This is a genomic window from Aureispira sp. CCB-QB1 (assembly GCF_000724545.1).
Lineage (GTDB): Bacteria > Bacteroidota > Bacteroidia > Chitinophagales > Saprospiraceae > Aureispira.
In genome coordinates, this window is the sequence record NZ_JHBV01000031.1 from 1 (window position 1) to 25380 (window position 25380).

A 25380-nucleotide genomic window follows, 5' to 3' on the forward strand; every position below is an offset into this window, starting at 1 on the left:
GAAACTTAAGTATCAATGGCATTTGTTTAAAATTTTTGTCTTTTATTTCAATGAACTTCCATCATACATTTAACAACACAACCGTTATTAAATACATTACTACGTTGATTTTTTCAATGGAGTATTATAAAATAAAAGAATAGACAATCATTTCAACAGACCGATTTTTATATCTCCCAGATAAGATATTTTGCATTTGTTAAGGACATAGAAAGGTACTGCTAGAAAATTATTAGATAGACAGCAATAAGTAATCGTTCAAAAAAATAATCTCATTTGTTGTTATTATTTTTTCTGATCACTTACTTAATAATTTTCATAATCCGCTTTTTGTCCTGAAAAAATAATAACAAACCAATACTCTAAAATTCCTAATTTATATAGGAGTGTTTTAGCTTAATAATTCGCTAATCTTTTGTTGTTAAAAAAAAATAAAAAAGCAACAAATTACTACCTATAATGTCAGTATTGTTTGGAGAAAGAAGGGGATTTGGGTTCTTAAACTATCTCCAAAAATAATCTCTCTTGCTTTTACATTCTAAAAGCAAAGGATAGTTAATGCAAAAATTAAAATCGACATATTCTTATAACCAAAAACAAAAACAGAAAGTGTATGCAAAAAATTAGTTTACTCACTACGTTGTTTTTTATTTGTAGTTTAACAGCTTTTGCGCAAATCAACGATGGCTCTATGCCTAAAAGTTTTACGCCAGCTTTTTACCTCAATAAAAATATTCCTTTAGTAACAATGCCTGCATTGGATATGGCTACCATCAACCATGAAAATACAGAGCGTGATGCAAAAGGTGTTTTGATGTTTAACACTAAAATTCAATCAACTAGTATTGCCTTGGGCGCACAAGGAGTTTGGGATAAGTATCCGAATGGAGACCGAATCTGGAGAACTCGTATACAAGCCAAAGATGCTAAGGGAATGGTTTTGTATTTTAGTAATTTTAGAATTCCCCAAGGAGCAAAATTATACGTTTATAGTATTGACAAAAAAGAAGTTTTAGGTGGTTTTACGAGTACTAACAACCAAGTTAGTGGTAAGTTTGCTCTAGGACCAATCCATAGCGATGATGTTATTGTAGAATACTTGGAACCTTCCAATGTAGCTGGACAAGGGCAATTTACGATTGACGGAATTGGTAATATGTATCGTTTTGCCAAGTCGGCGGATAATTTTGGTGATTCTGATCCTTGCGAAGTCAATGTGAATTGTACGCCAGAAGGAAATGGAAAGATACAGCAACGGGATGCTGTGGCGCGTATTTTGGTGCGAGTAGGTAGCAATGCGGGTTGGTGTTCTGGAGCTATGGTTAATAATGCCTTGCAAAACTGTGATCGCTATTTTTTAACCGCTCTACACTGTGCTCTAGGAACGCAAGGAGTGAACTCATCAATAGCATCTGCTTCTGATTTTGGACAGTGGATTTTTTACTTTAATTATCAAGCATCAGGATGTACGAGTCCATCATCGCAAGGAACCTTAGCCAATCAATCTTTGACAGGCTGTACCATGCGAGCGCATAGTAATGGTGGTGGTGGAAACAATGGATCAGATTTTTTACTATTAGAAATCAACAATGCCATTCCATCTAGTTATAATGTATTTTTTGCGGGTTGGAATGCAGGTACAGCTGCCACTACAGGCGGTTATGGCATTCACCACCCAGCAGGTGACATCAAAAAAGTTTCTACTTTTTCAGCAACAACAGCAACAACAGGTTGGAATGGTTCAGGATTGAATAGCCATTGGGGCTTGTCTTGGATTGCTACAACAAATGGACATGGTGTCACAGAAGGTGGTTCTTCGGGTTCTCCTTTGTTTAATAGTGCTGGACTAATTGTAGGAACCTTAACAGGAGGTAGCTCTTTTTGTACAAGTCCAAATAGTCCAGATGCTTATGGTAAAATGTCGTATCACTGGACATCCAATGGTGCTGCCGCGAATAGACAGTTAAAAGTATGGTTAGATCCTAATAATAGCGGTATAACTACATTAGCGGGTACTTATTTCCCCTGTACGCCTGTTAATTCTCTAGATGCAGGAATTTCAAACATAACGAACCCTGCTGACAGTACAACAATTTGTGACGATCCTTTTGCACCAGAAGTAGTTTTGGAAAACTTTGGTACAACTACCTTAACATCTGCAACGATTAATTATCAAGTTAACTCTGGAACAATTAATACGTTTTCTTGGACTGGATCTTTGGCAACAGGAGCAACACAAACCGTAACATTACCAACGGTTGCTATTCCAGCAGGAGGAGCCGTGTTTACCTTCCGTGCTTTTACAAGTAATCCGAATGGTGGTACAGATGGCAATACTGCCAATGACGAGACGTCAGTTGTGAGCCAATACAGAACTTCTAGCGCATTGCCTTATGCAGAAGCATTTGGCGGGGGAGCACTACCAACCGATATTATTATACTAGATCAAAATGGAGATGGAAACGAGTGGGGACATAATACGACCGTAAATGGTTTTGGAGCAGCAGCAGGAACAGGGTGTATGGCAATGGATAATTTTGCGGCTAACTTTGCAGGTCAATACGATTGGTTTTTTGTGCCCACCTTGGATTTAACAGGTCAAACAGGAACATCATTGACCTTTGATGTCGCTTATGCTCGTTATGACGCTACCTATAGCGATACCTTGATTGTTGCTATTAACTCAGATTGTGGAACATCGTATACACCTGTTTATTTTAAAGGAGGAAGTGATTTGGCAACCGCACCAGATGCGACAACTATTTTTACTCCTACGGCAGCACAATGGCGCACAGAAACCGTTGACTTGAGTGCTTACGATGGTGCTAGCCATGTACGAGTTGCCTTTTTGAATTTATCAGGTTATGGGCAACGTATGTTTGTCGATAATATCAACATTCAAGCAGGAACAGTAGCCAATGGTTTGGATGCAGGAATTTCAAGTATTACCAACCCTGTTGATAGTACGACAATTTGTGACGATCCTTTTGTCCCAGAGGTGGTTTTAGAGAACTTTGGCACAACAACCTTAACATCGGTAACCATTAATTATCAAGTTAACACAGGAACAATAGGCACATTTGCTTGGACAGGATCTTTAGCAGCAGGTGCTACAGAAACAGTAAGTTTGCCTCTAGTTAATATTCCAGCAGGGGGAGCTATTTTTACATTCCGTGCCTTTACTAGTAACCCTAATGCAGGGACCGATGCAGATCCTAATAACGATGAAACGTCTGTTGTGAGCCAATATAGAGCAACAAGCGCATTGCCTTATGCAGAAGCATTTGGAGGAGGCGCTGTTCCTACGGATATTATTTTATTAGATCAAAACGGAGATGGTAATGTTTGGGATTATGATAACTCTGTGAATGGTTTTGGAACAGCTGTTGATGTTGGATGCATGCATATGGATAATTTTACGGCTAACTTTGCAGGTCAATACGATTGGTTTTTTGTTCCTACCTTGGATTTAACAGGTCAAACAGGAACATCATTGACTTTTGACGTCGCCTATGCTCGTTATGATGCTACCTATAGCGATACCTTGATTGTTGCTATTAATTCGGATTGTGGAACATCTTATACGCCTGTTTATTTAAAAGGAGGAAGTGATTTGGCAACGGCACCAGATGTAACGAGTGTTTTTGTACCAACAGCGGCACAGTGGCGCACAGAAACAGTTGATTTGAGTGCTTACGATGGTGCTAGCCATGTACGAGTTGCCTTTTTGAATTTATCAGGTTACGGACAACATGTTTATGTGGATAACATCAACATTCAAGCTGCTGTATCTTGTAACTTGACAGGAGCGATTGCGGCTACAACAGATGTTAGTTGTCATGGTGGTAATGATGGAGGTGTCACGGTGACAGCTTCTGGAGGAACGCCAGCCTATTCTTACAATATAGGTGCAGGAAGCCAAGCATCTGGTACTTTTGCAGGATTGAGTCAAGGAACTTATACCATTACAATTACAGATAATGCTTCTTGTTCAGCAACAGTAGGTGTTTCTATTGGCGAACCTGCTGCCTTAACAGCTTCGTTGAGTTCAAGTTCAGATGTTGCTTGTTTTGGAGGAGCAACTGGAATGGCTGAAATTTCGACAGTAGGAGGAACACCAGTCTATTCTTATAATATTGGTTCTGGGAGTCAGGTATCGGGTTTATTTAGTGGGCTTGTTGCCAATAATTATACCGTCACAGTGATCGATGGCAATAACTGTACAACAACAGTTCCTGTTACTATCACAGAACCCACCAGTGCTCTAACGGGAGCCGTGTCGAATACAACGGATCCTACTTGTAATGGTAGTTCAGATGGAAGTATTACCGTAGGGGGAACAGGAGGAACAGCACCTTATAATTACAATATTGGATCTGGCAATCAGTTTACAGGCTCATTTACGGCTTTGTCAAGCGGTACTTACACGGTTTCAATTACAGATGGTAATAACTGTACGACCACAACAACAGCAACATTAACCAATCCAAGTTTAATTTCATCGAATGTATCCGTTTCTAGCAATTATAACGGAGCACAAATCAGTTGTAATGGAGCATCTGATGGAGAAATTACAGCCACCGCAACAGGTGGAACTGGAGCATTGACTTATGCATGGAGTAATGGACAAACAGGCTCTGTAGCTAGCAACTTGTCTGCCAATGCTTACACTGTGACAATTACAGATGCCAATGGTTGTAGTACGGACGTAGCTGTAATCGTGAGTGAACCAACAGCACTAGTCGCCACGGCTACTGTCAATAATGCGGTTTCTTGTAATGGAGGAACAGATGGTATTGCTAGCGTTACTACAACAGGTGGTACAGGGGCAACTACGGCGATATGGAGTGATGGACAAGTAGGGGTAACTGCAACAGGTTTGGCAGCGAATGCCTATACTGTCAGCATTACAGATGCGAATGGTTGTAATACGTCTACTAGTGTAACTATGACTGAACCAACAACGGCACTTTCTGGAACAGTCGTTGATAATGGAGATGGTTCTGCAACAGCAGCAGGGACAGGAGGAACAGCGGGATACACGTATCAGTGGGATGCTGCGGCAAACAACCAAACAACCGCAACAGCAACTGGATTGGTTAATAACGGAACTTACGATGTGACAATTACGGATGCCAATGGTTGTACAACGGTTGCATCTGTAACGATCAATATCGTTGGTTTGAATCAAATTTCAAATCTATCTACTTTTGATGTTATTCCAAATCCTAATGCAGGAACGTTCCAAGTACAAGTATCCTTTACAGAGGCTAAGACAGCAACGGTGCGTTTGACCAATGTATTGGGGCAAGTATTAAGAGAGTATACTTACTCAGATGCTTCGTTTAGCATACCAGTAGAACTTACAAATCAAGCAAGTGGTGTTTACTTTGTTGTCCTTCAAACAGGAACACAGCACACGACGAAAAAAGTTGTTGTAACAAAATAGGAACTATCCTAAATACAACTGAATATAGTTTTATAGAGCACTATTCCTTTACAGGGAGTAGTGCTTTTTTTGTACGAAAAGTATTTTAAATTTTAGTATAGATAGTAAAGTAGGCGAACCTAGTTTCCTTTCATGATTTTGGCAGCGAAAGAAGGGCTAATTCGTTGTATTACTTTCAACCATTTTACCTTTCCTATATTGATTTCAAAAACATCTTTTTGAAAGGCTTGCATAAATTCTTGTGCGAGTTGCTGCGGACTAATTTTCCCTTTACCTCGACCTGCTGTCATTGCCGTATCTACTAAAGGAGGAATGATTTCAAAAACCTTTATGGTATCTAATTGGTAACGTAGGGCTTGCGAAAAGATGTGGATTCCTGCTTTTGTACCACAGTAGACAGGAGCCATTTTTTTTGGTGCCAAGGCTAAACCAGACGATACATTTATAATAGCAGCATTTTCATTTTGTTCTAAAGTAGGTAATAATAATGCAATTAATTGAATAGGAGCGATGAAGTTCACATTAATTTCTTGGGTGATTTTACTTGGCAGGTGTGCTTCTTTTAAGAAGTGATAATTGTACTGCATTCCTGCATTATTAATTAAAATGTTTAAGTCTGGGTGTTTTTGTTCTATAAATAAAACCAATTCCTCTAGGCATTCCTGAGAACTAAGGTCACCAGCAAAAGGGCTTATTCGAGCATCTTTTTGTGCCAATGCTTTTAATTGCGCTTCGTTTCTTCCAAGAGCAATAATCTGATTGTCGTTTTTTAAAAAAGCTTTTAATAAAGCCAAGCCAATGCCAGCTGTTGCGCCTGTAATCAAAATTTTGTTTCCACTTAATTTCATAATTCGTATTGTTTGTTGTCTTTAAAGCATATAACTAACAACACAAAATTCTACTAATCTTAAGTCAAAAACATTTACATAGGTAAAGAAAAAAGCCAAAAGATATCATTATTTCAACTTTCGTTCGCCTCTAATTCTACTAAGCTGAGTGGCGCTAATTCCCAAATAGGAAGCAATGTGATATTGAGGTATTTGTTGTTCTAAGTAAGGGTGTTCTTCTTGAAAAATCGCATAGCGTTCCTTCGCTTCTAGCATGACCAATTCAATTTCTCGCTTTTCTTTTCGGATAAAAAACTGTTCTGCTAGGAGTCTGGCAATGCGTTCTATATTGGGATACTGTTCAAACAAATTGGTAAACGAACGATACTCGGCAACGAAGAGTTCGCAGGGTGTAAGGCATTGGATGTTAATAAGATTAATGTCTTTGCTAATCAAAGAGGAGAAAGCTCCAACAAAGTGCTTAGACGTAAAAAATGTCTTATTGTATTCCTCTCCCTTAGCATTTCTATAAAACGCCCGCAAAGTGCCAGACTGTACGAATGCAAAACGCCTAGCATAACGTCCTTCTTGAGCAAAATAAGAATTTTTTTTCCATTGCTCAAGGCGAAATAAAGCGGTTAGTGCTTGCCATTCTACAGCATTTAAGGGAACAAGTTGTTGAATAACTGCTTTCAGTTCTTCCATGGTTTTATTTGCCTTTTATGCGATTCCAAAGTGTCTGAGCCATTTCACCAACTTTGATGCGTTCCACATCTCTATCTTCTTGTACGTCAAAATGACCATCTTTTTCGGTGAGAATAAAACGAAAAATATAACGATCTTCCAGTGGAATAGTACTATCTTCAGGAACGCCCATCATACCAAAACGAAGGTTATTAAACGTAATGCTACCGTCGGGTTGTTCAATCAAGTTATAATAACCATTCGCAAACCAAAGTAAAATGTTTAAATATTCTTCACCTTGATATTTGTCAATCAGAGTGTGATTTTTGGGAAGTTTGATGAACTCAATAGTAGGCTGCTTATCCAATAGCGAATAGGTTCCGTAATAATAGGCATCATCTGTAGCGACTGTTGTTTGCCAAAGAACCGTATTTAAAATGGTAGGATAAGTAATGTATTCTGTGTATTCAATTCCTTGCTCCTGAAGGCTGTTTGCAACGACTTTATTCATGATAGATTTGCCATAAAAGGTGCTAGCCATGTACAGTGTTGCTATAGAAATGCCAAGATAATTCCAAAAGCGCTGCTTGGTATATTTCTTAGCAAAAAAGACGCCTACTAAGCCAATAATCATAGGAACAGTATAAAGCGGGTCAAGAATTGAAATGTTGTTGAAGGCTACCCTATAACGAGAAAAAGGCTCAAAAATTTGAGTGCCATAAGCGGTACAAGCATCAATAATCCAATGGGTTAAAAAGGCAAGAAAGAACATTAATGTCCAGTTTCTTAGAGAAGGATCATATTGAATGGATGCCCGATGTTCGTAGTTGTATTTTAAACTATTAATCAATGGAATAAAACCTAAAGCAAAAATACCTACCAACCCACCTGCTACTAGACTTTGGGTAGAATAGGTCAAGTAAAACAAGGCAGCAACAATGACTCCATAAAAAAGCAACCACCAAGTTGTTAAAACTTTTTGAGTCATGGCGCTTTTGTGCCAGCCTTGTTTGTAATACTGCAAACTAAGCCAAGCAAATATTGGTGAAGCCACCAGCGTAAAAATAATGGAATGGGTAATCCCTCTATGATAAACCAATCCATAGACTTGATGATCTAGAAATAGCCTTGAAAATATATCTAAGTCTGGAATCGTACCAGCAATTGCACCTACCAAAATAGCTTTATTACCCATTTTTTCTCCCAAAACGGCATGTCCCATCGCTGCACCAAGTGTCGCTTGTGTAATTGAATCCATGATTTGTTATACTTGTTTTTTACTTTCTTAGTTGCTTGTTATACTCAGTAGTTCGTTGATTTTTTACCAAAAAGTAAAAAATCAACGAACTACTATCTGTACTCTTGTCTAAATAGCACGTGTTACTAACATCGATCCACTCGACAAGTTTAGTTATTTATTTTTGAACACAAACAAGACCAAAAAAGAGCCATAATGTTTAGTTCTATTTAATTTATTCAATGAACGGCGAGTTTTATTCAATGAATGGTATGTAGAACGCTAAAATAGAAGAAGAAATTAGTAGTTTTTATTTTTAGAATCCATAATAATGGTAACTGGACCATCATTAACAAGAGCTACTTGCATATCGGCACCAAATACACCTGTTGCGACTGTTTTTCCTAGTTTTTTTTCTATGGTTGTTACAAAATTCTCATAGAGAGGAATGGCTATTTCGGGTCTAGCAGCTTTGATAAATGAAGGGCGAGTACCTTTTTTGATATTGGCATGAAGTGTAAATTGACTGACGACTAGAATGTCACCATTAAGATCACTTATAGAGCGATTCATTTTGCCTTCTTCATCACTAAAAATGCGCATGTCTAAGACTTTTTTGCTCAACCAATCAATATCTTCTTGACCATCTTCTTGTTCTATTCCTAATAACAAAAGCAAGCCTTGCCCAATTTGAGCATTGATTTTTTCTTCTATTGTAACAGATGCCTCTTTGACACGTTGTAGTATAATTCTCATATTTTGTGTTAATATTTTTATCGGAAAAATAAGTGGACTAAGTGGATATCAATAGCGCTAGTAATTATATTTTTCTTTCCAGAAATGCTTTAAATAATTGCGCATACCTTTTTCTCGCTGATTATGACCTGGTTCATACAATTTGGTATTTTCAATTTCCTTAGGTAGGTATTCTTGGTCGACAAAATTACCAGGATAATCGTGTGCATATTGATATTCTTTGCCGTAATCCAATTGTTTCATGAGCTTTGTTGGCGCATTGCGCAAGTGTAGCGGAACCGATAAATCTCCCGTTTGTTTTACCAAACGTTGGGCATTATTAATTGCCATATAAGACGCATTGCTTTTGGGAGAAGCAGCCAAATAAGTAGCACATTGAGACAGTATAATCCTACTTTCGGGATAGCCAATAGTGGTTACTGCTTGAAAGGTATTATTTGCAATAACTAGTGCTGTTGGATTAGCATTGCCGATATCTTCTGACGCAGCAATTAACATTCTTCTAGCAATAAATTTGACATCTTCTCCACCCTCAATCATTCTTGCCAACCAATAAACCGCAGCATTGGGGTCAGACCCTCTAATAGATTTTATAAATGCAGAAACGATATCATAGTGTTGTTCGCCTGTTTTGTCGTATCGAACAATATTTTGTTGTACTTTAGATTGCACTAGAGCATTGGTGACAATTACTTTTGGAGCTTCTTCAGAAGTACAAATCAATTCAAAAACATTGAGTAATTTTCGGGCATCTCCTCCCGAAAACCGTAAGAGTGCATCGACTTCTTTTAGAACAATCTCTTTTTCGGATAGAATAGGGTCTTTTTGAATTGCATTTTCAAGCAGTTGAACCAAGTCTTGCTTGTCCAAACTATTCAAAATATATACTTGGCAACGAGACAAAAGAGCAGGAATAACTTCAAAGCTAGGATTTTCTGTTGTTGCTCCAATCAATGTAATAATTCCTTTTTCCACAGCTCCTAACAAAGCATCTTGTTGAGATTTACTGAATCGATGAATTTCATCAATAAACAACAAAGGGCGTTGCTGAGGACTAAATAATCCATGATGTCCTTCGGCTTTTTTGATGACTTCTCGCACTTCTTTGACACCTGCATTAATGGCAGATAGACTATAGAAAACACGTCCTGAACTACTGGCGATAATATTTGCTAAGGTTGTTTTTCCAGTACCGGGAGGTCCCCAAAGAATTAAGGATGGAATACGACCAATCTGAATGACTTTTGTTAAGGCTCCACTGTCTCCAACCAAATGTTTTTGGCTGATATAATCTTCTAGCGATTGTGGGCGCATTCGTTCTGCAAGTGGTTGGTTTTTGTTTGCCATATCTAGAGTAGTAAAATTTTGATAGCTTTAGATGAGTTCTTTATCTACAACAATATTCTAGACCATAAAGTTAAACATTAAGTTCCGTTCTTTGTGCCTAGATTTATTTTCATTTTGTCTGAGCGATTACTTATATTAATACTATTTCAGCGTTCAAAGTATAGCTACTATATAAAAACAATAAACATGAAATTTTTGACAGCAGAATGGAGAAAGTTAATAATGGCTAATTATTTAGTAGAGCCAGATTTTCTGTTGCCTTATTTGCCAGCAGGAACAGAATTGGATTATTGGAATGGCAAGCTCCATTTGAGTTTGGTGGGGTTTATGTTTTTGAATACCAAAGTACTGGGTATGCCAATCCCGTTTCATAGAAATTTTGAAGAGGTAAATTTACGCTTTTATGTCAAGTATCAACATCAAGGAGAATGGCGTCGAGGAGTTGTTTTTATTAAAGAAATTGTTCCTAAAAGGATGATTACTTTAGTAGCCAATACGGTTTACGGGGAGCATTACGAAACGCTTAAGATGGATCACCATATTTCGATCGAAAAGGATAAATTAACGGTAGAGTATCACATCCAAAAGAATCAATCTTGGTACAAAATGAAAGCAGAAGCAATAAACCAGTTGTTACCAATAGAGCCTAATAGTGAAGTAGAATTTATAACAGAGCATTATTGGGGATATACTCAAATTGACAAAAAACAAACCGCACAGTACGAAGTAGGACACCCTACATGGGATTTTTATGAAGTTGACAACTTTGAAATAAAAGGGGACTTCTCATCGATTTATGGAAAACAGTTTGATTTTATTAATTCTGCACCTGATTCTGTTTTTTTAGCAGAGGGTTCAGAAATTTTTGTGATGAAAGGAGCTTCAATTAGAATTTGAATGTCTTGTTTTTTGTTGTTTTTTATGTGTTGATAAATAGATGTTTGTGTGCTTTTGTTGGGTTTTGGAATTCCTTAAAAAATGTTTTTTTTGACTTTTTTATTGCTTGAGAATACTGTAATTTAAGACATTCCAATAATCAATAGATTGTAATTTAAAACACAGAAATATGTCTGCGGAAATGTATAATGTCTCTTTGTATGAGGCGCATTCAAGCAAAAAAACAATTTTAACTAAAAAAGAAGTTTGGGAACTTTGCCAACATTATAACCAGCATAATGAAGAACTAGAGCGGTTTTTAGAACAGTTTGATTTTGACGAATGGGCTTGTGTTGGCATCGATATAGATGCAGTGTACTATGAACATACCAAAGATGGAAAAATGGATTGTAGTGCAGCGGAATTTTTAGGTATAATGCTTACTTCCTTGCATGATGATAAATTTGAAATGGCATTTAAGAGGTATCAGAAATCTCAAAATCCTGATGAATTTAGTTTTAGAAATATTCCTAGTTTTGAACTTAGTAAGGATATTTATGACGAAACGAGTGATACGTATAAAGTTATTGCAAGAGCCAATTCTTTTAATGTAATAGAGGGCTGCCCTTTATGGGTAGTTCGAGTGGATAGTTTCTCCGATTATCGCTTAGCAGGAGTTGTTTTGATTCCTACAAAATTTTGGGACAGTAATGCTTTAATGTATGAAAGTGCAGGTTACGGGTATACAATCAAGGATAGAAACTGGTATCGTTGGGAGAGTGCTATTCCATATCGAATGAATCGAGTAGGAAAATGGTCGCCTAATTTTTTAGAATCAATGTCAACCCTGCTGCCAACACAAGGTGAACCATATCAATACGATGCAGCAGAAGAACGATTCTTTAAAATGCCTTCACACTATGGCAAAAAACAACCTATTGAGTATTACGATTTAAAAAGCGGTGCTTGGGAACAAGTAGAAGGTTTTGATCCTGTTGGTATGAGTGTTCAAGACGGACTTTATCATATTTATACTAAAAAAGGCTTAATTAAAACCAATAAAAATTTTGAAAAATTAGAAAAACTAGACAGCAAAACAGGCTTAATGGGAAACACGGTTTTGCAAGAGTATACAGGCAAGGGTTGGTCGGTTGTTTTAACAAGCAAAGGAATCGATATACAATCGTTCAAAACACAGAAAAAAGATAAATTAAGTGCATTTAAAATTAAAGCTGGAGATGCAAGAGGAAAGCGCTTGTTAATTTACGCTATTGACAAGGAGCATTTGGTATTGCTCAATGACAAACTAATGCTTGTTGATGCGGATTTAAACCTTACTGTTCATTCTTTAAAAAAGAGCTTCAAAAAAGAGTTAGAGCCTTTATTGGGAAAAAGCTTTATTGGTGTGCCTTATGTAAATGGTGGGATAGATGTTCCCAATCGTGCTCCTTTCTTCTTTTTAAATAACCTAGTCATTTCTTTAGATGAGAAAATGAATCCTATCGTCATGAATTCAACTTTAGAGAAATTAACAGGGGAGTTTAATTTTTACGGTGCTGTTCCTGATAGTGAGTTGGAGGGAATGTGGATGTTGGCAGGTTTGGAACGTTTGGTCTTTCTGAAAAATAATCTCAAAGAGGCATTTGTCTTTAATACAGCTCCCCGTGGCTCTGTTGGAGGTGGAAAATATCCTTTCCCATGGATACACTTAGACCAAGGTGGAAATTTGCGTTATGCTCTAAGTTATCATGAAAAGGTACGCATAATTACTCGAGATGAATTGAGGAGGCAATTAAAGACAGCAACAGCCTACTCCACAAAATAAACCAATTACGTAATCGTTCAGAAAAAATAAACATGTTAGAACAAGAATTATTAGAAGCTGTTCGTCAAAAGAGCAAGACAAAGATAAATAAATTGATAAAACAAGGCATTGATTTGAATGCTCAAAATGAGATTGGTCAAACGCCGTTGATGTTGGCTTTGGAAATGGTATTGAGTGCTAGGATTGATCATTGGTACTCGGAGGGGCACAACGGAGATCGTTTTGTTCAATACAAATTGAACAATGGGTTATTTACTTATCATGTCAATAAAGAGGAACGCTCGTTCCCATTAAAAGATCAAAAATATTGTGCCAAACAATCTTGGGGGCCACAAGGTCAAATGGATTATTACAATGCGATTGACAGTGCTTTGGCTATTTTAAAAGGTGCTTCTCAATTGGATAGACAGGATGATAATGGAGATACTGCTTTGATAATTGCTGCTAGAATCGGAGAACCTCGTTTGTTAAAAGCACTATTAAAGGGGGGCGCTGATCCTACGATCTCAAACAAAAAGGGAGAAGTAGCACTTCATGCCATTGCAACAAGCGGTCGTCTGGATGGCTTAAAATTCTTTTTCAAACAAATAGAGGGGCTTGATGTCCATACTAAAGATGGAGCAGGTTGGACGGTTTTACATCATTTGGTAGCAACACAAGATCATCTAGCTATGTTCAAGTTTTTTGAAGAGCAAGGTGTTGATTTTAAGCAAGCTTCTACTACCGAAAAATTAGGCTATCCAAAAGGCACCACGGCTTTGGAGATTGCAAAAGATAAATCTAGAACCCAAATTGTTCCTTTCCTAGATGTTGAAAAAACAACTTTTACAATTGCCGAAATTAGAGAAGCCGCTTTGAGTAATCGACTGTCTATTGTTGAGAAATACTTGCAAAAAGGAGGCGATCCAGCAATGCAAGATGATCAACATAAAACGTCTATTTTATTATCGGTAGCTAGAAATGATCGAGGAGAAGAACACACGGCTGATATGGTAGCATTGTTGTTAAAATATGGTGCGGATGTAAACGCCGTTCAAGGAAGTAATTTTAATGCGTTGATGCTTTGTATTAATAGTTTATACAACAAAGGACCTCGTATTTTGGCTTTTGATAATGAATATATGGAACACGTAAAAATTGCTAAAATTTTAATAGAAAACAATGTTAATTTGGCACAAGCCAAATCTGGTTCCAACCAAAAAGCCCTTCGAGATGCGTGCGAAATATCGCCCGAAATTACTACCATGATTGTTGATAAATTAATTGCTGATTACCCTAATTATAAACAGGAATTTGATCACCAAGATAGCGATGGTTTTACGGCATTGCACGTAGGTGCTCGTTCAGGAAATGTAGATGTCTTAAAATTATTAATAGAAAAAGGAGGCGCCTCTATCAATTTGCCAGAAGACTATGGATTTATCCCGTTACATGAGGCTATTATTGCAGGCAAGTATGATGCTTCCAAGTATCTAATTGAGCAAGGAGCAGATGTGCAGCATAAAATTTCAAGAGGTTATAGCGCTTATCGATCAGGAGATGACGCCAAGGCTATTGCAAGCAAATCTAGTAATAAAAAAATATTGAATTTGTTTTAGATTCCTTAAGGAACCAATAACAGAAATAAAGAAGTGTAAATAGACGTTTTAATAGTTTTAGTGAGGTTTCTTTCAATGGAAGGAAACCTCTACTAAATTTAACGGGCTAAAGCAAGATGTTTCGATGAAGAGTAGCGCAAAAAGAAGGTTGTTTTTTATATAGTTTTTTCTGAACGATTACTTAAAATAGTAGTTCGTTGATTAGCTCCCTGCGGTCGTGAGATCGCTATCGCTTAGTTGTTTACTTTTTTACCAAAAAGATAAAAAAGCACATTTATATTAGTTTGATAATCAAAATTTAACATAAATTGCAATAAAATCGCAACTTACTGATTATCAAACTAATAAAGTTTTTCAACGAACTATTGTTAAAAGCGACTACATATTATAATGAGCCCGCAATCATTACTTTATCAATCCAGTCCGAACCAAAAGCATAAGGCATATAAGCAATTGAATTCATAGGTTTGGTAATAATTAAGTTAGCTAATTTACCTTTGCTGATGGTTCCTAAGCGGTGCGACTCTTCCATTGCATAAGCTCCATTGAGAGTAGCGGCATGAATAGCTTCCTCAGGGAGCATTTTCATTTTGATACAAGCTAATGACAAGACAAAAGGAATTTTGCCAGAAGGAGTAGAACCAGGGTTGTAATCACTTGCCAGTGCAACAGCCATGCCTGCATCTATCATTTTTCGAGCCTGTGGATAGTGATCGTTGATAAAGAAAGGTGCTGAAGGGAGTAGTGTTGCCATTGTATCCGATGCCAAAAGACAAGCAATCTCTTCGTCATTGATTACTTCCAAATGATCTACAGAAATAGCCTTGTGAGCTATCGAAGCTTGAATGCCACCCATACAATTAAATTGATTGGTGTGAATTTTAGGCTTTAAGCCATATTTGGCTCCTGCCTCCATGATTTGTTCTGTTTCTGCGACAGAAAAAGCTACTTTTTCACAAAAAACGTCAATATAATCGGCTAGTCCTTCATCTGCAATTTGAGGCAACATTTTATGAACAATCAAATCAAGATAACCCGCTCTATTTTCCTTGTAAGCCAACGGCAAAGCATGAGCCCCTAAAAAGGTAGCTTTGATAGGCATTTTGGTCTTAGACTTTAAATCTCGGATAACTCGAAGCATTTTTAGCTCAGCATCTACTGTGAGACCATAACCACTTTTGATTTCTATAGCACCAGTACCATAATTTTTTACCTCCATCAAGCGTTGGTAAGCTGATTCTAATAAGACTTCGTGAGGAGTAGTTTGTAAACGTTGGGCAGAATTTAAAATACCTCCTCCCTTACGGGCAATCTCTTCATAGGAGACGCCTTGTATTTTATCAATAAATTCACCTTCTCTAGTAGCTGCAAAAACCAAGTGAGTATGAGAGTCGCACCAAGTTGGCAAAACAAAAGCTCCTGTAGCATCAATAGTTTGGTCTGGACTAAATGTTGGGCAATTGTCCATTGATCCCCAGTCTACAATCTGCTCTTCTTCCACCAAAACAAAAGCATTGTTTAGTTGCGAGAGAGTTTTCATGTCAGCACCTTGGACAAGTTTAGGAGCCTGATTGTTAGCTAATAGAAGTGTTTTGATGTTACGAATTAAGGTGTGCATGATAGAGGCAAAAATTTTAAAAAAAAATGTGCAAATTAAGAACCTTGAAAATAAATAGAACAGAAATTATTTGTTCGGCGTTATTCCTACAATCTAGTAGCGTAACGTCTATTTCCAGAGCTCAAAATTAGCACATTCGAGGGATAAAGCAAGTCTAATGCTCGAAAAAAGCAAAAGGTTGTCTTTTTCCTTATTTCATAAGGCTTAAATCTTTGACCAAGCCATCGATATTATCTCTTCTTAAATCGTTTCTAAAGTAAGCGGCATCTCTTTTAGAATTAAAGGCACCCAATACCAACTTATAAACGATAGACCCATTGTATTCATCAATATGAATTAATGTTTTTTTGCTGTATTTACGCTTGAAAGTACTTGCTTGAGCCAAGACAGTTTCGTAAGTGCTGAACACGCCAACTTGCACCCCATAACCTCTAGATTCCTGTTTGCGAACAGCTACTTCATATAAGCCTAGCCCAGAAGAAACTGGTTTTTCTGCTTGGTTTGGATAATTGTTGGTTGTTATTGTTCCTATTTGAGTTGGGTTCGTAGGAGAATTTGTTTTAGACATTGGTTTATCAGCAGCAATAGGAGCAGGCTTTGGAGCTGTGTTAACAGGAGGAACAGGTGCTGGTTTTACCGTTCTTAACTGAGAAAACTCTTCAAGTAAATCATCTGCATTTTTGTAACCAACCAAACGTTTTACTAACTCACCTTGCTCATTGAATATAAGCATGGTAGGCAATGCTTCTACTTCGTACTGTTGCGACCACATAACACCATCAAAGTCTTGTACATCAACACGTACTGCTACAACATTTTTGCTAATATAGTTGGCTAAACGCTCGCTCATATACGTGCTTTCGTCCATATTGCGACACGTAGCACAATAACTAGCATCAAAATCAACAAAATACAATTTCCCTTCGGCTATTGCTCTAGATTTAGAACTTTCCCAGTTGGCAGATTCAAATTGTACAATGGTAGAGGTTGGCTTAAAAGCAGCAATCAATACAAAAAGTGGAGTTATTGCTAAAGCAAGAAGTATCTTCTTCATTGGATAGTAGTTAAAAGGTCAATAAATAGATCGTTGAATGAGCTGTCCAATGAGGGGGGAAAATTGGTGTGTCGTGTTCCCTCTTGTCCACCTTCTTCTTTAACGTCTATTCAAGTGTTTTTTAGTATATGAATAAAGTCTTTTCTTTTCTGCTAAGTATAGAAAGACTTGTGGCTAATATAGAAGATTTAGATTAGAATGTAAAAAAAAGCCTCATCAAAACGAGATTGATGAGGCTTTCTAGTATTTTTTATTAGAATATAGAGCTTTTATGCTTCTACTGCCATCGAAATATCCATCAAACCAAGGAATTCATTGGTTCTATTACGGATGTCTTCTTCACTAATCTCTTTTAATTTGTTTGGTCCAAATTTTTCGACACAATAAGAAGCAACAACAGAACCATAGACCAAAGCACGTTTCATATTATCAAATGAGAAATCGTCCGTTTTGGCTAAGTAACCCATAAAACCTCCTGCAAAAGTGTCGCCAGCTCCTGTTGGATCAAATACTTCTTCCAAAGGTAGGGCAGGAACATAGAACATGCCTTCTTTGTGGAACAACAACGCACCGTGTTCGCCTTTCTTGATGATCAAATGAGTTGGACCCATTTCTAAGATGGTCTCAGCAGCTTTTACCAAAGAATACTCTCCAGAAAGTTGGCGGGCTTCTTCATCGTTGATTGTCAATACATCAACTTCCTTGATAACTGCTTTCAGTTCGTCCATAGCAATATCCATCCAAAAGTTCATGGTATCCATTGCCACCAATTTAGGGCGAGATTCTAATTGGTCTAAAACGCTCTTTTGTACAGCAGGGGCAAAGTTCCCTAACATCAAATAGTCAACATTCTTGATAGAATCAGGCAATACAGGAGCATAGTTTTCCAAAACATTTAATTCTGTAGCTAGAGTATCCCTAGAGTTCATGTTATTGTGATAACGGCCAGCCCAAAAGAAAGATTTTTCATCTTCTCTTATTTCTAGTCCATCCATATTAACACCTCTATTTTTCAAAGCATCCAATTCTGAATTTGGAAAATCGCCACCAATGACAGAAACTAATTTGATGTCATTGTAAAAGTGAGAACTAGCCCATGCCACATAGGTACCTGCACCACCAATAATACGATCTGCTTTACCAAAAGGGGTTTCAATGGTATCAAATGCCACCGTACCCAAAACCAATAAACTCATAATAATTTATTTTTGTAAAATTGTAATAGTTGTCTTCCTTAAATAGATTTGCAATTTTTGATTGCAAACAATCTATTTAGCTAATAGCACAAAAATAATAAACTCTATTTACAGCAAAGCATTTTGAACCGTTTTTATCGAAAAATAACTTTTTTCAAAAAAAAGCTAAAAAAAATATTTTTAATAATTTGTTGATTTTTAAGTTGTTGTGATTTTTGTCGAAAAGTTTTTTTATTTTTTTTTATTTTTTTTTGCCAAAAGCTTTGGAAAAGTGAAAACCCGTCGTATATTTGCATCGCTCTACAAGAGTAACGCCTTCATAGCTCAGTTGGTTAGAGCATCTGACTGTTAATCAGAGGGTCACTGGTTCGAGCCCAGTTGAGGGCGCTAAAAAGGGTTTATCAGATTTGATAAATCCTTTTTTTTAATCTATTAATTTATTGTTTCTGACATCGTAAGATGAAGTTAATTTTTTGGAATTGATTTATTTTTATTATCTTTGTGTTCCAAAATAAAAGAGAATCAAAAAACATTAAAAATATCACATGCTAGTTATTAACGTAAAAGATGGGGAATCTATCGACAGAGCTTTGAGAAGATACAAAAATAAGCACAAAAAAGTGCAATTAATGAAACAACTACGAGCTAGAAAGCATTTTGTAAAGCCTTCTGTAGAGCGTAGAGTTGAAATTCTAAAAGCTAAATACAATACTGAAAAATTGAGAGAAATGGAAGGATAGGCTCTGGCTTATTTATTTTCCAAATCTTATACAATATATATTTCTTGTTTACAAGGAAGCAATGGACTCTGTTCTTTTTGAGCAGGGTCTTTTGTCGTTTGATGTGAGCCGTGTTACAGGGTTGAGAGTATTGTGGCTGTAAGTGTTCGGTAGTACACTTTAATAAATGGTTAAAAAATAATTGAATGGAACTATTTATAGGATAGAAACGTATTTTTATCCTACAAATTGAAACCCATATGAAAATTAGATAGTTATTTATTGGACTTGTCTCGTTTTTTAGGAGAGCGAATATCTTCTAAGAGACGAGACTTTTTTAAGTAATCGATTAAGAGGATGGTATAGTAAAGGCATCTAAACAAACACGAAGTTTTTAAGAAATACCAAACAAGCGTTTAATCTGTTGACTGACAATCTTAATTCTTAATTTGGTTGGAAGAAAACGTGTTAAAAAATAATGCCCCAACCGCATGAAAAAGCTTCCAGCTACATAGTTAGGCGACTTTCCAAGTGCTCGAAGAGCTTGTTGTACCGATTGTTGAACAGACATAACCATACCTCCATTGCCATCACCACCTTGAGCGATGTAACCAGGAGTTTTGGTTGGTCCAGGCATAAAACCAAGGACATCGACACCAAAGGGTTTTAGTTCTGCCCAAAGAGACTCTGCTAGTTTTAAATCAAAAGCTTTAGTAGCAGCGTAAGTAGCATTGTAGGCACTAGATAGCTCTCCTGCACCAGAGGATAGGATGATAATGCCTCCACGTCTCTGAGCTTGCATCTGGCGAGCAAAATGATGGGTTAACAATAAAACGACTTTGGTATTTAAGTGCAATTGCATAGACAAAAACTGAGTCGATTGAGGAGCAAAATAGCCAATTTTAGAAATGCCTACGTTATTGATTAACAATCCAATTTGATAGGCTTGGATTTGAGGCAAAAGTAATTCTAAAAAATCTGTTCTAGAGAGATCAAGGACAATCGGACGTACTTCTACTTTTGTTTTCTGCGTAATTTCTTCGCACGTTGTAAGCAAGGCAGTTTTATTGTGGTCAACAGCAATAATAGAAATGCCTTTTTGAGCAATTTGGAGCGCAAATTCAGCTCCTAGCCCCATAGCAGCACCTGTTATTAATGCCCAAGGACCATATTGTTGAGCAAATGTTTGATTCATTATCTTTTTACAAATTTTTTAGAGGTGTAGGTTCCTTTATGAGCTAAAAAGCCACTTAATACGTAAATTCCTGGAGGTAAATCTTTGATATAAATCCTAAAATCTGGATGGTTAGAAATGCTTAGACATTGGTGTAACACTTGTTTGCCAAGCATATTACTAATCATAACCTCCGAAGGATTTCCGTCTATCCAATCTACTTGGATGTAGTCACTAGCAGGATTCGGATATAGATTAAAATCAAGATGATCGGAATCAGGAATACTAAAGGAATGGGTAGCTTGATAGGCAACCCAAGGGCGGGCTTGTTTGATAATTAATTGACCATCACGCGTGATTTTGTATTCTATTTCCATGGCAAATGTTTCATTACCAATAGCATCATAAAGCCCTTCAAATTCATGGTGAATGGTGGTTAAATAAGTGCGCATTTGGTTAAGGTAATCTCCTTGCATGATGGTGGTATTATTGGCAGCAAGATTAGAACGTCTAACGAGGATGTAATCGTTAGAACTTGACGAGTTGGCATCCAATAAAATTTCTTCAGGAATAGCATTGCCATCTGGATTGGTAATTAGAGTTTCCCCTACTTGTGAATTTAGGTAATAAAACGTATTGTTGGTTTGGTAAACAGGATCTTTGCTAACTCCTACACCATTGACTTGCTCATTGGCATAGTTGGAATGACAGAGTAGTGCCATAGATGCTGTAAAATGGTTGACCTTATAAAACGCTCGTTCGTCAAAAGCTCTCAAACTCCACAAACTGGCATAAACTTGTTGAACGGATTTTGCAATATGCCCTTCATTTGGATGATGGGTCTTAGATTCGTATAGTCCAGCGCCATTAAAACCTGGTAAATCCTCATTATTAGTACTAGAGCGACACCGAATAGAAGTGTTCGGAGGAAATGAAGCTTGCATCTTTTCTAAATTATCCCGCATCCAATTGGGCATTAAAGCATTTTCTATTTTTTTTCTAAAATCGGCTAAAAGATGTGCTCTTAAGTTTCGGTTGGTGGCAAAATCTGGATTGCTAAGCATCAACCTAGCTTGTTCAAAAAGATTGTTGTGCTTCATGAACTTCTGATAATAATAAAAGGGAATGCCAAAACCATTGGGAATTGTTCCTTCTGGAAAACCAAACGTTCGCATGGTTGCAACATTGGCACATTTGGCACCAAAACCGTCGTACATCGAAAAGGTAATTTCATCTAAAGGTAAGATGGCGTCATGATTTAGATTTAAAGGAGAGGTTTGTTTTTGCTCAGGGCGTAAGCTCTCATACCATTGATTGACTTCTTCTGAACTGGCTTCTCGAATAAAAAACTTATCGGGCTCGACTTTGAAATAAATAGTATGATTTAATAAGCGAGCAATGGAGTCTATAGATAAGGGGTCTCGAATAAATGCATTGGGTACGCCGTCTTGAATCGCCCTTAAATTAACATGAGACAAAGGTGTTTGTATGACAGAGGTGATTATTCCTCCTACACGAGGTAGAGAGTTGGGTAAAGAGGCATATAAAACAATATCTTTGATTCCTGGAATATCAGACAAAGACATTTCCCTAAAAAAGCCATATCCCTCTGCTTCATTCAATCCCCAATAGTCAACTTGGGCAAAAACATCTTTTTCAAAAAGCAATGGAATTCTAGAAGTTTTGTACTTTGTCGAATCTCGTTCGTATTCGTCTTGGCTGTTTGTGGTAACGTAATAAGACAAATTATTGTTAAGAAAAGGCATATTGGCTGCTAGCAGCTCATGACACTTTTGAACGATTTCAAAATTTTCGCCATGTCCATTGCTATAATTAAAAGCAAAAGTACCCAAAGTACCATTGTTCGAAATAGTAGTAGGGTGATAAATAAGTTGTCCTTTTTTGACATCATTTCCTAGATGTCTAATGCCTACTGCATTGGCAAAATCTGCGTGAAGGGTATGCGTATTTCCATTAATGAAATAGACTTTAGGTGCTGTCGTAAAATCGGTAATAATAAACTTAGCATACCGTTTCCCATTAAGAAATTCAGACCATTGTACAAAATCTCTTGCAATAGATAATTGATTGAATGTACTAAAGCTATCAATTGAGATGCTTCCATTGACTGGGGCGATAGATGGAGCAGCGTTAATGGGGTTTTGAGTAGGGAAATTTTGAAGCTCTGAAATATCGTCTATGCCATCACCATCTATATCATAGGGAGCGGCAATGGGATATTCTAAGACTTGATAATGTGCAAGCGAATAGTATGCTAATGGTTCGGTAAGAGTGGTTGTGCCTGATTTACCAAGTTGGATGGAAGTGGTCAACTCGAAACTTTGAGTACTATCGTGTCTTACTTGTAAAAGATAATAGTGTTGAGTAGTTGAAGAAACTTCTAACTGAACTCGTCCATCTATTGTGGTCGAATAATTGATAATAGGCACTTGTTGCCCAAAGACAGAACAACACAAAGGAGTTGCCATTATAAAAAAGAGAAGAAAGTAAACTATTTTATACATTGGGAATCTATATTTTAAAATCAGCTTGGGGGACTCATCTCATAAGAGAAGTTGTTCTATTAGCAAACGAAATATAGCCACACAATGTTTCCTTTTAACTTTCTATCATAGAGAAAACACGAGTTGTATTTTTAGTATTAGAAGCCTTGTACTTTCTTTTTTATAAAAAAAATTACGTTCGCTAAAGTTCTTTCTTAAAAGGGAACTTTAGCGAACGCAATAGGATAAGGAGTTTAAAATTCTGAAGTAAAATGGAACTCCAATTCTGGATAATCTGTTTGAGCGGATTCTAGCATCCATCTAGATTCTGCTAAATAAACATTTCTACCTTCCTTATCTTTAGCCATGTAGTTGGCTTTTTTGCGAATGAACTCACTTAACTTTGCATGATCGGTTGTTGTAATCCAACAAGCTTTGTATAAGTTGATGGGTTCATAACGACAACTAGCTCCATATTCATGTTTGAGTCTATATTGAAGGACTTCAAATTGAAGTTGTCCAACCGTACCAATAATTTTTCTATTGTTAGAATTTTTAACAAACAATTGAGCGACTCCTTCGTCCATCAACTGTCGAATTCCTTTTGACAATTGTTTGGATTTCATAGGGTCTGCATTTTCAATATATTTAAATTGTTCAGGTGAGAAACTAGGGATACCTTTGAAGTGTAAAACTTCTCCTTCCGTTAGAGTATCTCCAATTTTGAAGTTCCCTGAATCGTACAAGCCAACAATATCACCAGGGTAAGCATTGTCAACCACTTCCTTTTTGGAAGCCATAAAGGTAGTTGGGTTGGAAAATTTTATTTTTTTGTCTTTGCGAACGTGCAAGTAGTTGGTATTTCGTTGGAATGTACCCGAGCAAACACGCAAAAAGGCAATACGGTCTCTATGGCGAGGGTCCATGTTGGCGTGAATTTTAAATACAAAGCCAGAAAATTTGTCCTCGTAAGGGTCTATAACCCGTTCTTCTGTTTTGAATGTAACAGGAGAGGGAGCAATTTCAATAAAACAGTCTAAGAGTTCTTTTACACCAAAATTATTGACAGCAGAACCAAAGAAAACAGGAGATAATTTTCCTGCCAAGTACTGTTCTTTGTCAAAAGCAGGATAAACGCCTTCTATGGTTTCGACCTCTTCTCTAAGCGTTTCGGCAGCATCCGCACCAATATGTTGCTCTAGTTCGGGAGAATTGATGTCATTAAAACCTAAAATGTTGCCATATTTCGTATTAGGAGAGAATAAGTTCAACTCTTTTTGGTACAAATTATAAACCCCTTTAAAGCTCTGCCCCATTCCAATGGGCCAACTCAATGGGCAAGTAGTCAATTTTAATTTGTCCTCAATTTCATCCAATAAATCAAAGCCATCTTTTCCTTCCCTATCCATTTTGTTGATAAAAACAATTACGGGAGTATCTCGCATTCGACAAACCTCTACTAGCTTTTCTGTTTGCTCTTCCACCCCTTTTGCAACGTCCATCACAACAATAACACTATCTACAGCAGTCAGGGTACGATAGGTGTCTTCGGCAAAATCTTTGTGACCAGGCGTATCCAAAATGTTGATATTACAATCTTTGTAATTAAATCCCATAACAGAGGTAGCAACAGAAATACCACGTTGTTTTTCAATCTCCATAAAATCTGAAGTGGTGGATTTCTTAATCTTGTTTGACTTTACAGCTCCTGCTACTTGGATGGCTCCACCAAAAAGCAATAGTTTTTCTGTTAAGGTCGTTTTACCACCATCAGGATGGGCAATTACAGCAAATGTTCTGCGTCTTTGAATTTCTTCTTTAAAATTGGCCATGGTATGTTTACTAATTATAAAATGCAAAATATTGGAAAAGTCTGCAAAAATAAGGATTTTATACTGAAGTGATAATAAAAGCGAAGGTTTTCATTTATAGAAGCATAAAAACATAAAAAAGAGATGGCTTGTTTATAGAAGGAATAAGGTATAATGAATGCTTTTGAAACGTCTTTACAAGAGGAGAAGAATAATTTTTAAAACTTAAGGTTATGCAATTATTATTTACAGGGCACTTGATATCTGCTATTATTTTGTTTTTCATGGGAATAATTCACGTGCGATCACTTCAAGTAGTAATTGCAAACATAGAAGTAGTAGGCTTTGATCCCATCGCTTATGATGAACCTGCACATAACTTTGCCATACGTGCCGTATTTTTTTGTGCTTTGACTATATTTGTGGGTTACAAAACTCGAGCAAGATTGCCCTTGATAGGTGCTTTCTTAGTAGGCAATGGGAGTTGTTTTTTAGGTTTTGGCTTGATAATGATTGGAGTACCTCGTTATGTCAATATGTATGATGCCTTTTGGTATTGGTGTTTTTACATGGGAGCAAATCTTATTTTAACCATTATAGCCATTGCCCAATATGAAAAAGCGGCACCAATAACGCCCATTTATCAGGATAATGTTTTAGATGATTTTTTAGACGATTTTTTAGACAAATAGTGCATATTTTTGC

General features: G+C 36.9%; 17 protein-coding genes and 1 tRNA gene. 7 read left to right on the forward strand and 11 right to left on the reverse strand.

The window, feature by feature from the left end; genetic code table 11:
* Window positions 1-613: 613 nt before the first annotated feature.
* Window positions 614-5449: a T9SS type A sorting domain-containing protein gene (locus CG11_RS15985; protein ID WP_052597795.1), complete on the forward strand. Its 4836-nt coding sequence runs from the start codon at window positions 614-616 to the stop codon at window positions 5447-5449.
* Between the two features lie 119 nt (window positions 5450-5568).
* Here CG11_RS15985 and CG11_RS15990 read toward each other — a convergent pair whose 3' ends face one another.
* The 5 genes from CG11_RS15990 to CG11_RS16010 all read right to left on the reverse strand — a co-directional run bounded on the left by CG11_RS15990 (window position 5569) and on the right by CG11_RS16010 (window position 10300).
* Window positions 5569-6297: an SDR family oxidoreductase gene (locus CG11_RS15990; protein ID WP_052597796.1), complete on the reverse strand. Its 729-nt coding sequence runs from the start codon at window positions 6295-6297 to the stop codon at window positions 5569-5571.
* Between the two features lie 108 nt (window positions 6298-6405).
* Entirely contained in the window at window positions 6406-6981 is a 576-nt protein-coding gene (locus CG11_RS15995) for a Crp/Fnr family transcriptional regulator (protein ID WP_052597797.1), read from the reverse strand.
* 4 nt (window positions 6982-6985) lie between these two features.
* Window positions 6986-8218 (reverse strand): metal-dependent hydrolase, encoded by a 1233-nt coding sequence (locus CG11_RS16000; protein WP_052597798.1) that lies wholly within the window; start codon window positions 8216-8218, stop codon window positions 6986-6988.
* A 279-nt stretch (window positions 8219-8497) separates the two neighbouring features.
* Window positions 8498-8953, reverse strand: coding sequence for a D-aminoacyl-tRNA deacylase (dtd, locus tag CG11_RS16005; protein ID WP_052597799.1), 456 nt, complete (start codon window positions 8951-8953; stop codon window positions 8498-8500).
* A gap of 57 nt (window positions 8954-9010) precedes the next feature.
* The gene (locus CG11_RS16010) at window positions 9011-10300 is read right to left on the reverse strand and encodes a replication-associated recombination protein A (protein WP_052597800.1); all 1290 of its coding nucleotides are present in this window, start codon (window positions 10298-10300) and stop codon (window positions 9011-9013) included.
* Between the two features lie 186 nt (window positions 10301-10486).
* Here CG11_RS16010 and CG11_RS16015 point away from each other — a divergent pair, with 186 nt between their 5' ends.
* The 3 genes from CG11_RS16015 (at window position 10487) to CG11_RS16025 (ending at window position 14599) form a co-directional block, all read left to right on the forward strand.
* A complete protein-coding gene (locus CG11_RS16015) occupies window positions 10487-11197 on the forward strand; it encodes a YqjF family protein (RefSeq protein ID WP_052597801.1) in 711 nt (236 codons plus the stop codon).
* A gap of 169 nt (window positions 11198-11366) precedes the next feature.
* On the forward strand, window positions 11367-13001 hold the full coding sequence (locus tag CG11_RS16020) for a hypothetical protein (protein ID WP_052597802.1): 1635 nt from the start codon (window positions 11367-11369) through the stop codon (window positions 12999-13001).
* 32 nt (window positions 13002-13033) lie between these two features.
* Complete coding sequence (locus tag CG11_RS16025) at window positions 13034-14599, forward strand: ankyrin repeat domain-containing protein (protein ID WP_052597803.1); 1566 nt, start codon at window positions 13034-13036, stop codon at window positions 14597-14599.
* 385 nt (window positions 14600-14984) lie between these two features.
* Here CG11_RS16025 and hutI read toward each other — a convergent pair whose 3' ends face one another.
* From hutI to CG11_RS16040, 3 genes are all read right to left on the reverse strand, one after another.
* Window positions 14985-16217, reverse strand: a complete 1233-nt coding sequence (hutI, locus tag CG11_RS16030) for an imidazolonepropionase (protein WP_052597804.1) — start codon at window positions 16215-16217, stop codon at window positions 14985-14987.
* 190 nt (window positions 16218-16407) lie between these two features.
* Window positions 16408-17271, reverse strand: a complete 864-nt coding sequence (locus tag CG11_RS16035; protein ID WP_052597805.1) for a thioredoxin domain-containing protein — start codon at window positions 17269-17271, stop codon at window positions 16408-16410.
* A gap of 269 nt (window positions 17272-17540) precedes the next feature.
* Window positions 17541-18467 (reverse strand): PfkB family carbohydrate kinase, encoded by a 927-nt coding sequence (locus CG11_RS16040; RefSeq protein ID WP_052597806.1) that lies wholly within the window; start codon window positions 18465-18467, stop codon window positions 17541-17543.
* A gap of 313 nt (window positions 18468-18780) precedes the next feature.
* Here CG11_RS16040 and CG11_RS16045 point away from each other — a divergent pair.
* Both CG11_RS16045 and rpsU read left to right on the forward strand, forming a co-directional pair.
* Window positions 18781-18854: transfer RNA gene (locus tag CG11_RS16045), tRNA-Asn, on the forward strand.
* A gap of 158 nt (window positions 18855-19012) precedes the next feature.
* The gene (rpsU, locus tag CG11_RS16050) at window positions 19013-19207 is read left to right on the forward strand and encodes a 30S ribosomal protein S21 (protein ID WP_052597807.1); all 195 of its coding nucleotides are present in this window, start codon (window positions 19013-19015) and stop codon (window positions 19205-19207) included.
* Window positions 19208-19580: 373 nt separating this feature from the next.
* On the opposite strand, the gene CG11_RS16055 is transcribed toward rpsU, so the two are convergent.
* The 3 genes from CG11_RS16055 to CG11_RS16065 all read right to left on the reverse strand — a co-directional run bounded on the left by CG11_RS16055 (window position 19581) and on the right by CG11_RS16065 (window position 24696).
* On the reverse strand, window positions 19581-20381 hold the full coding sequence (locus tag CG11_RS16055; protein ID WP_052597808.1) for an SDR family oxidoreductase: 801 nt from the start codon (window positions 20379-20381) through the stop codon (window positions 19581-19583).
* A complete protein-coding gene (locus CG11_RS16060) occupies window positions 20381-22885 on the reverse strand; it encodes a PEP/pyruvate-binding domain-containing protein (protein WP_081909569.1) in 2505 nt (834 codons plus the stop codon). The genes CG11_RS16055 and CG11_RS16060 overlap by 1 nt, the downstream gene beginning before the upstream one ends.
* Window positions 22886-23118: 233 nt before the next feature.
* Window positions 23119-24696, reverse strand: a complete 1578-nt coding sequence (locus CG11_RS16065; RefSeq protein ID WP_052597810.1) for a peptide chain release factor 3 — start codon at window positions 24694-24696, stop codon at window positions 23119-23121.
* Window positions 24697-24908: 212 nt separating this feature from the next.
* On the opposite strand from CG11_RS16065, the gene CG11_RS16070 reads away from it, so the two are divergent.
* A complete protein-coding gene (locus CG11_RS16070; protein ID WP_052597811.1) occupies window positions 24909-25367 on the forward strand; it encodes a hypothetical protein in 459 nt (152 codons plus the stop codon).
* Window positions 25368-25380: the final 13 nt, after the last annotated feature.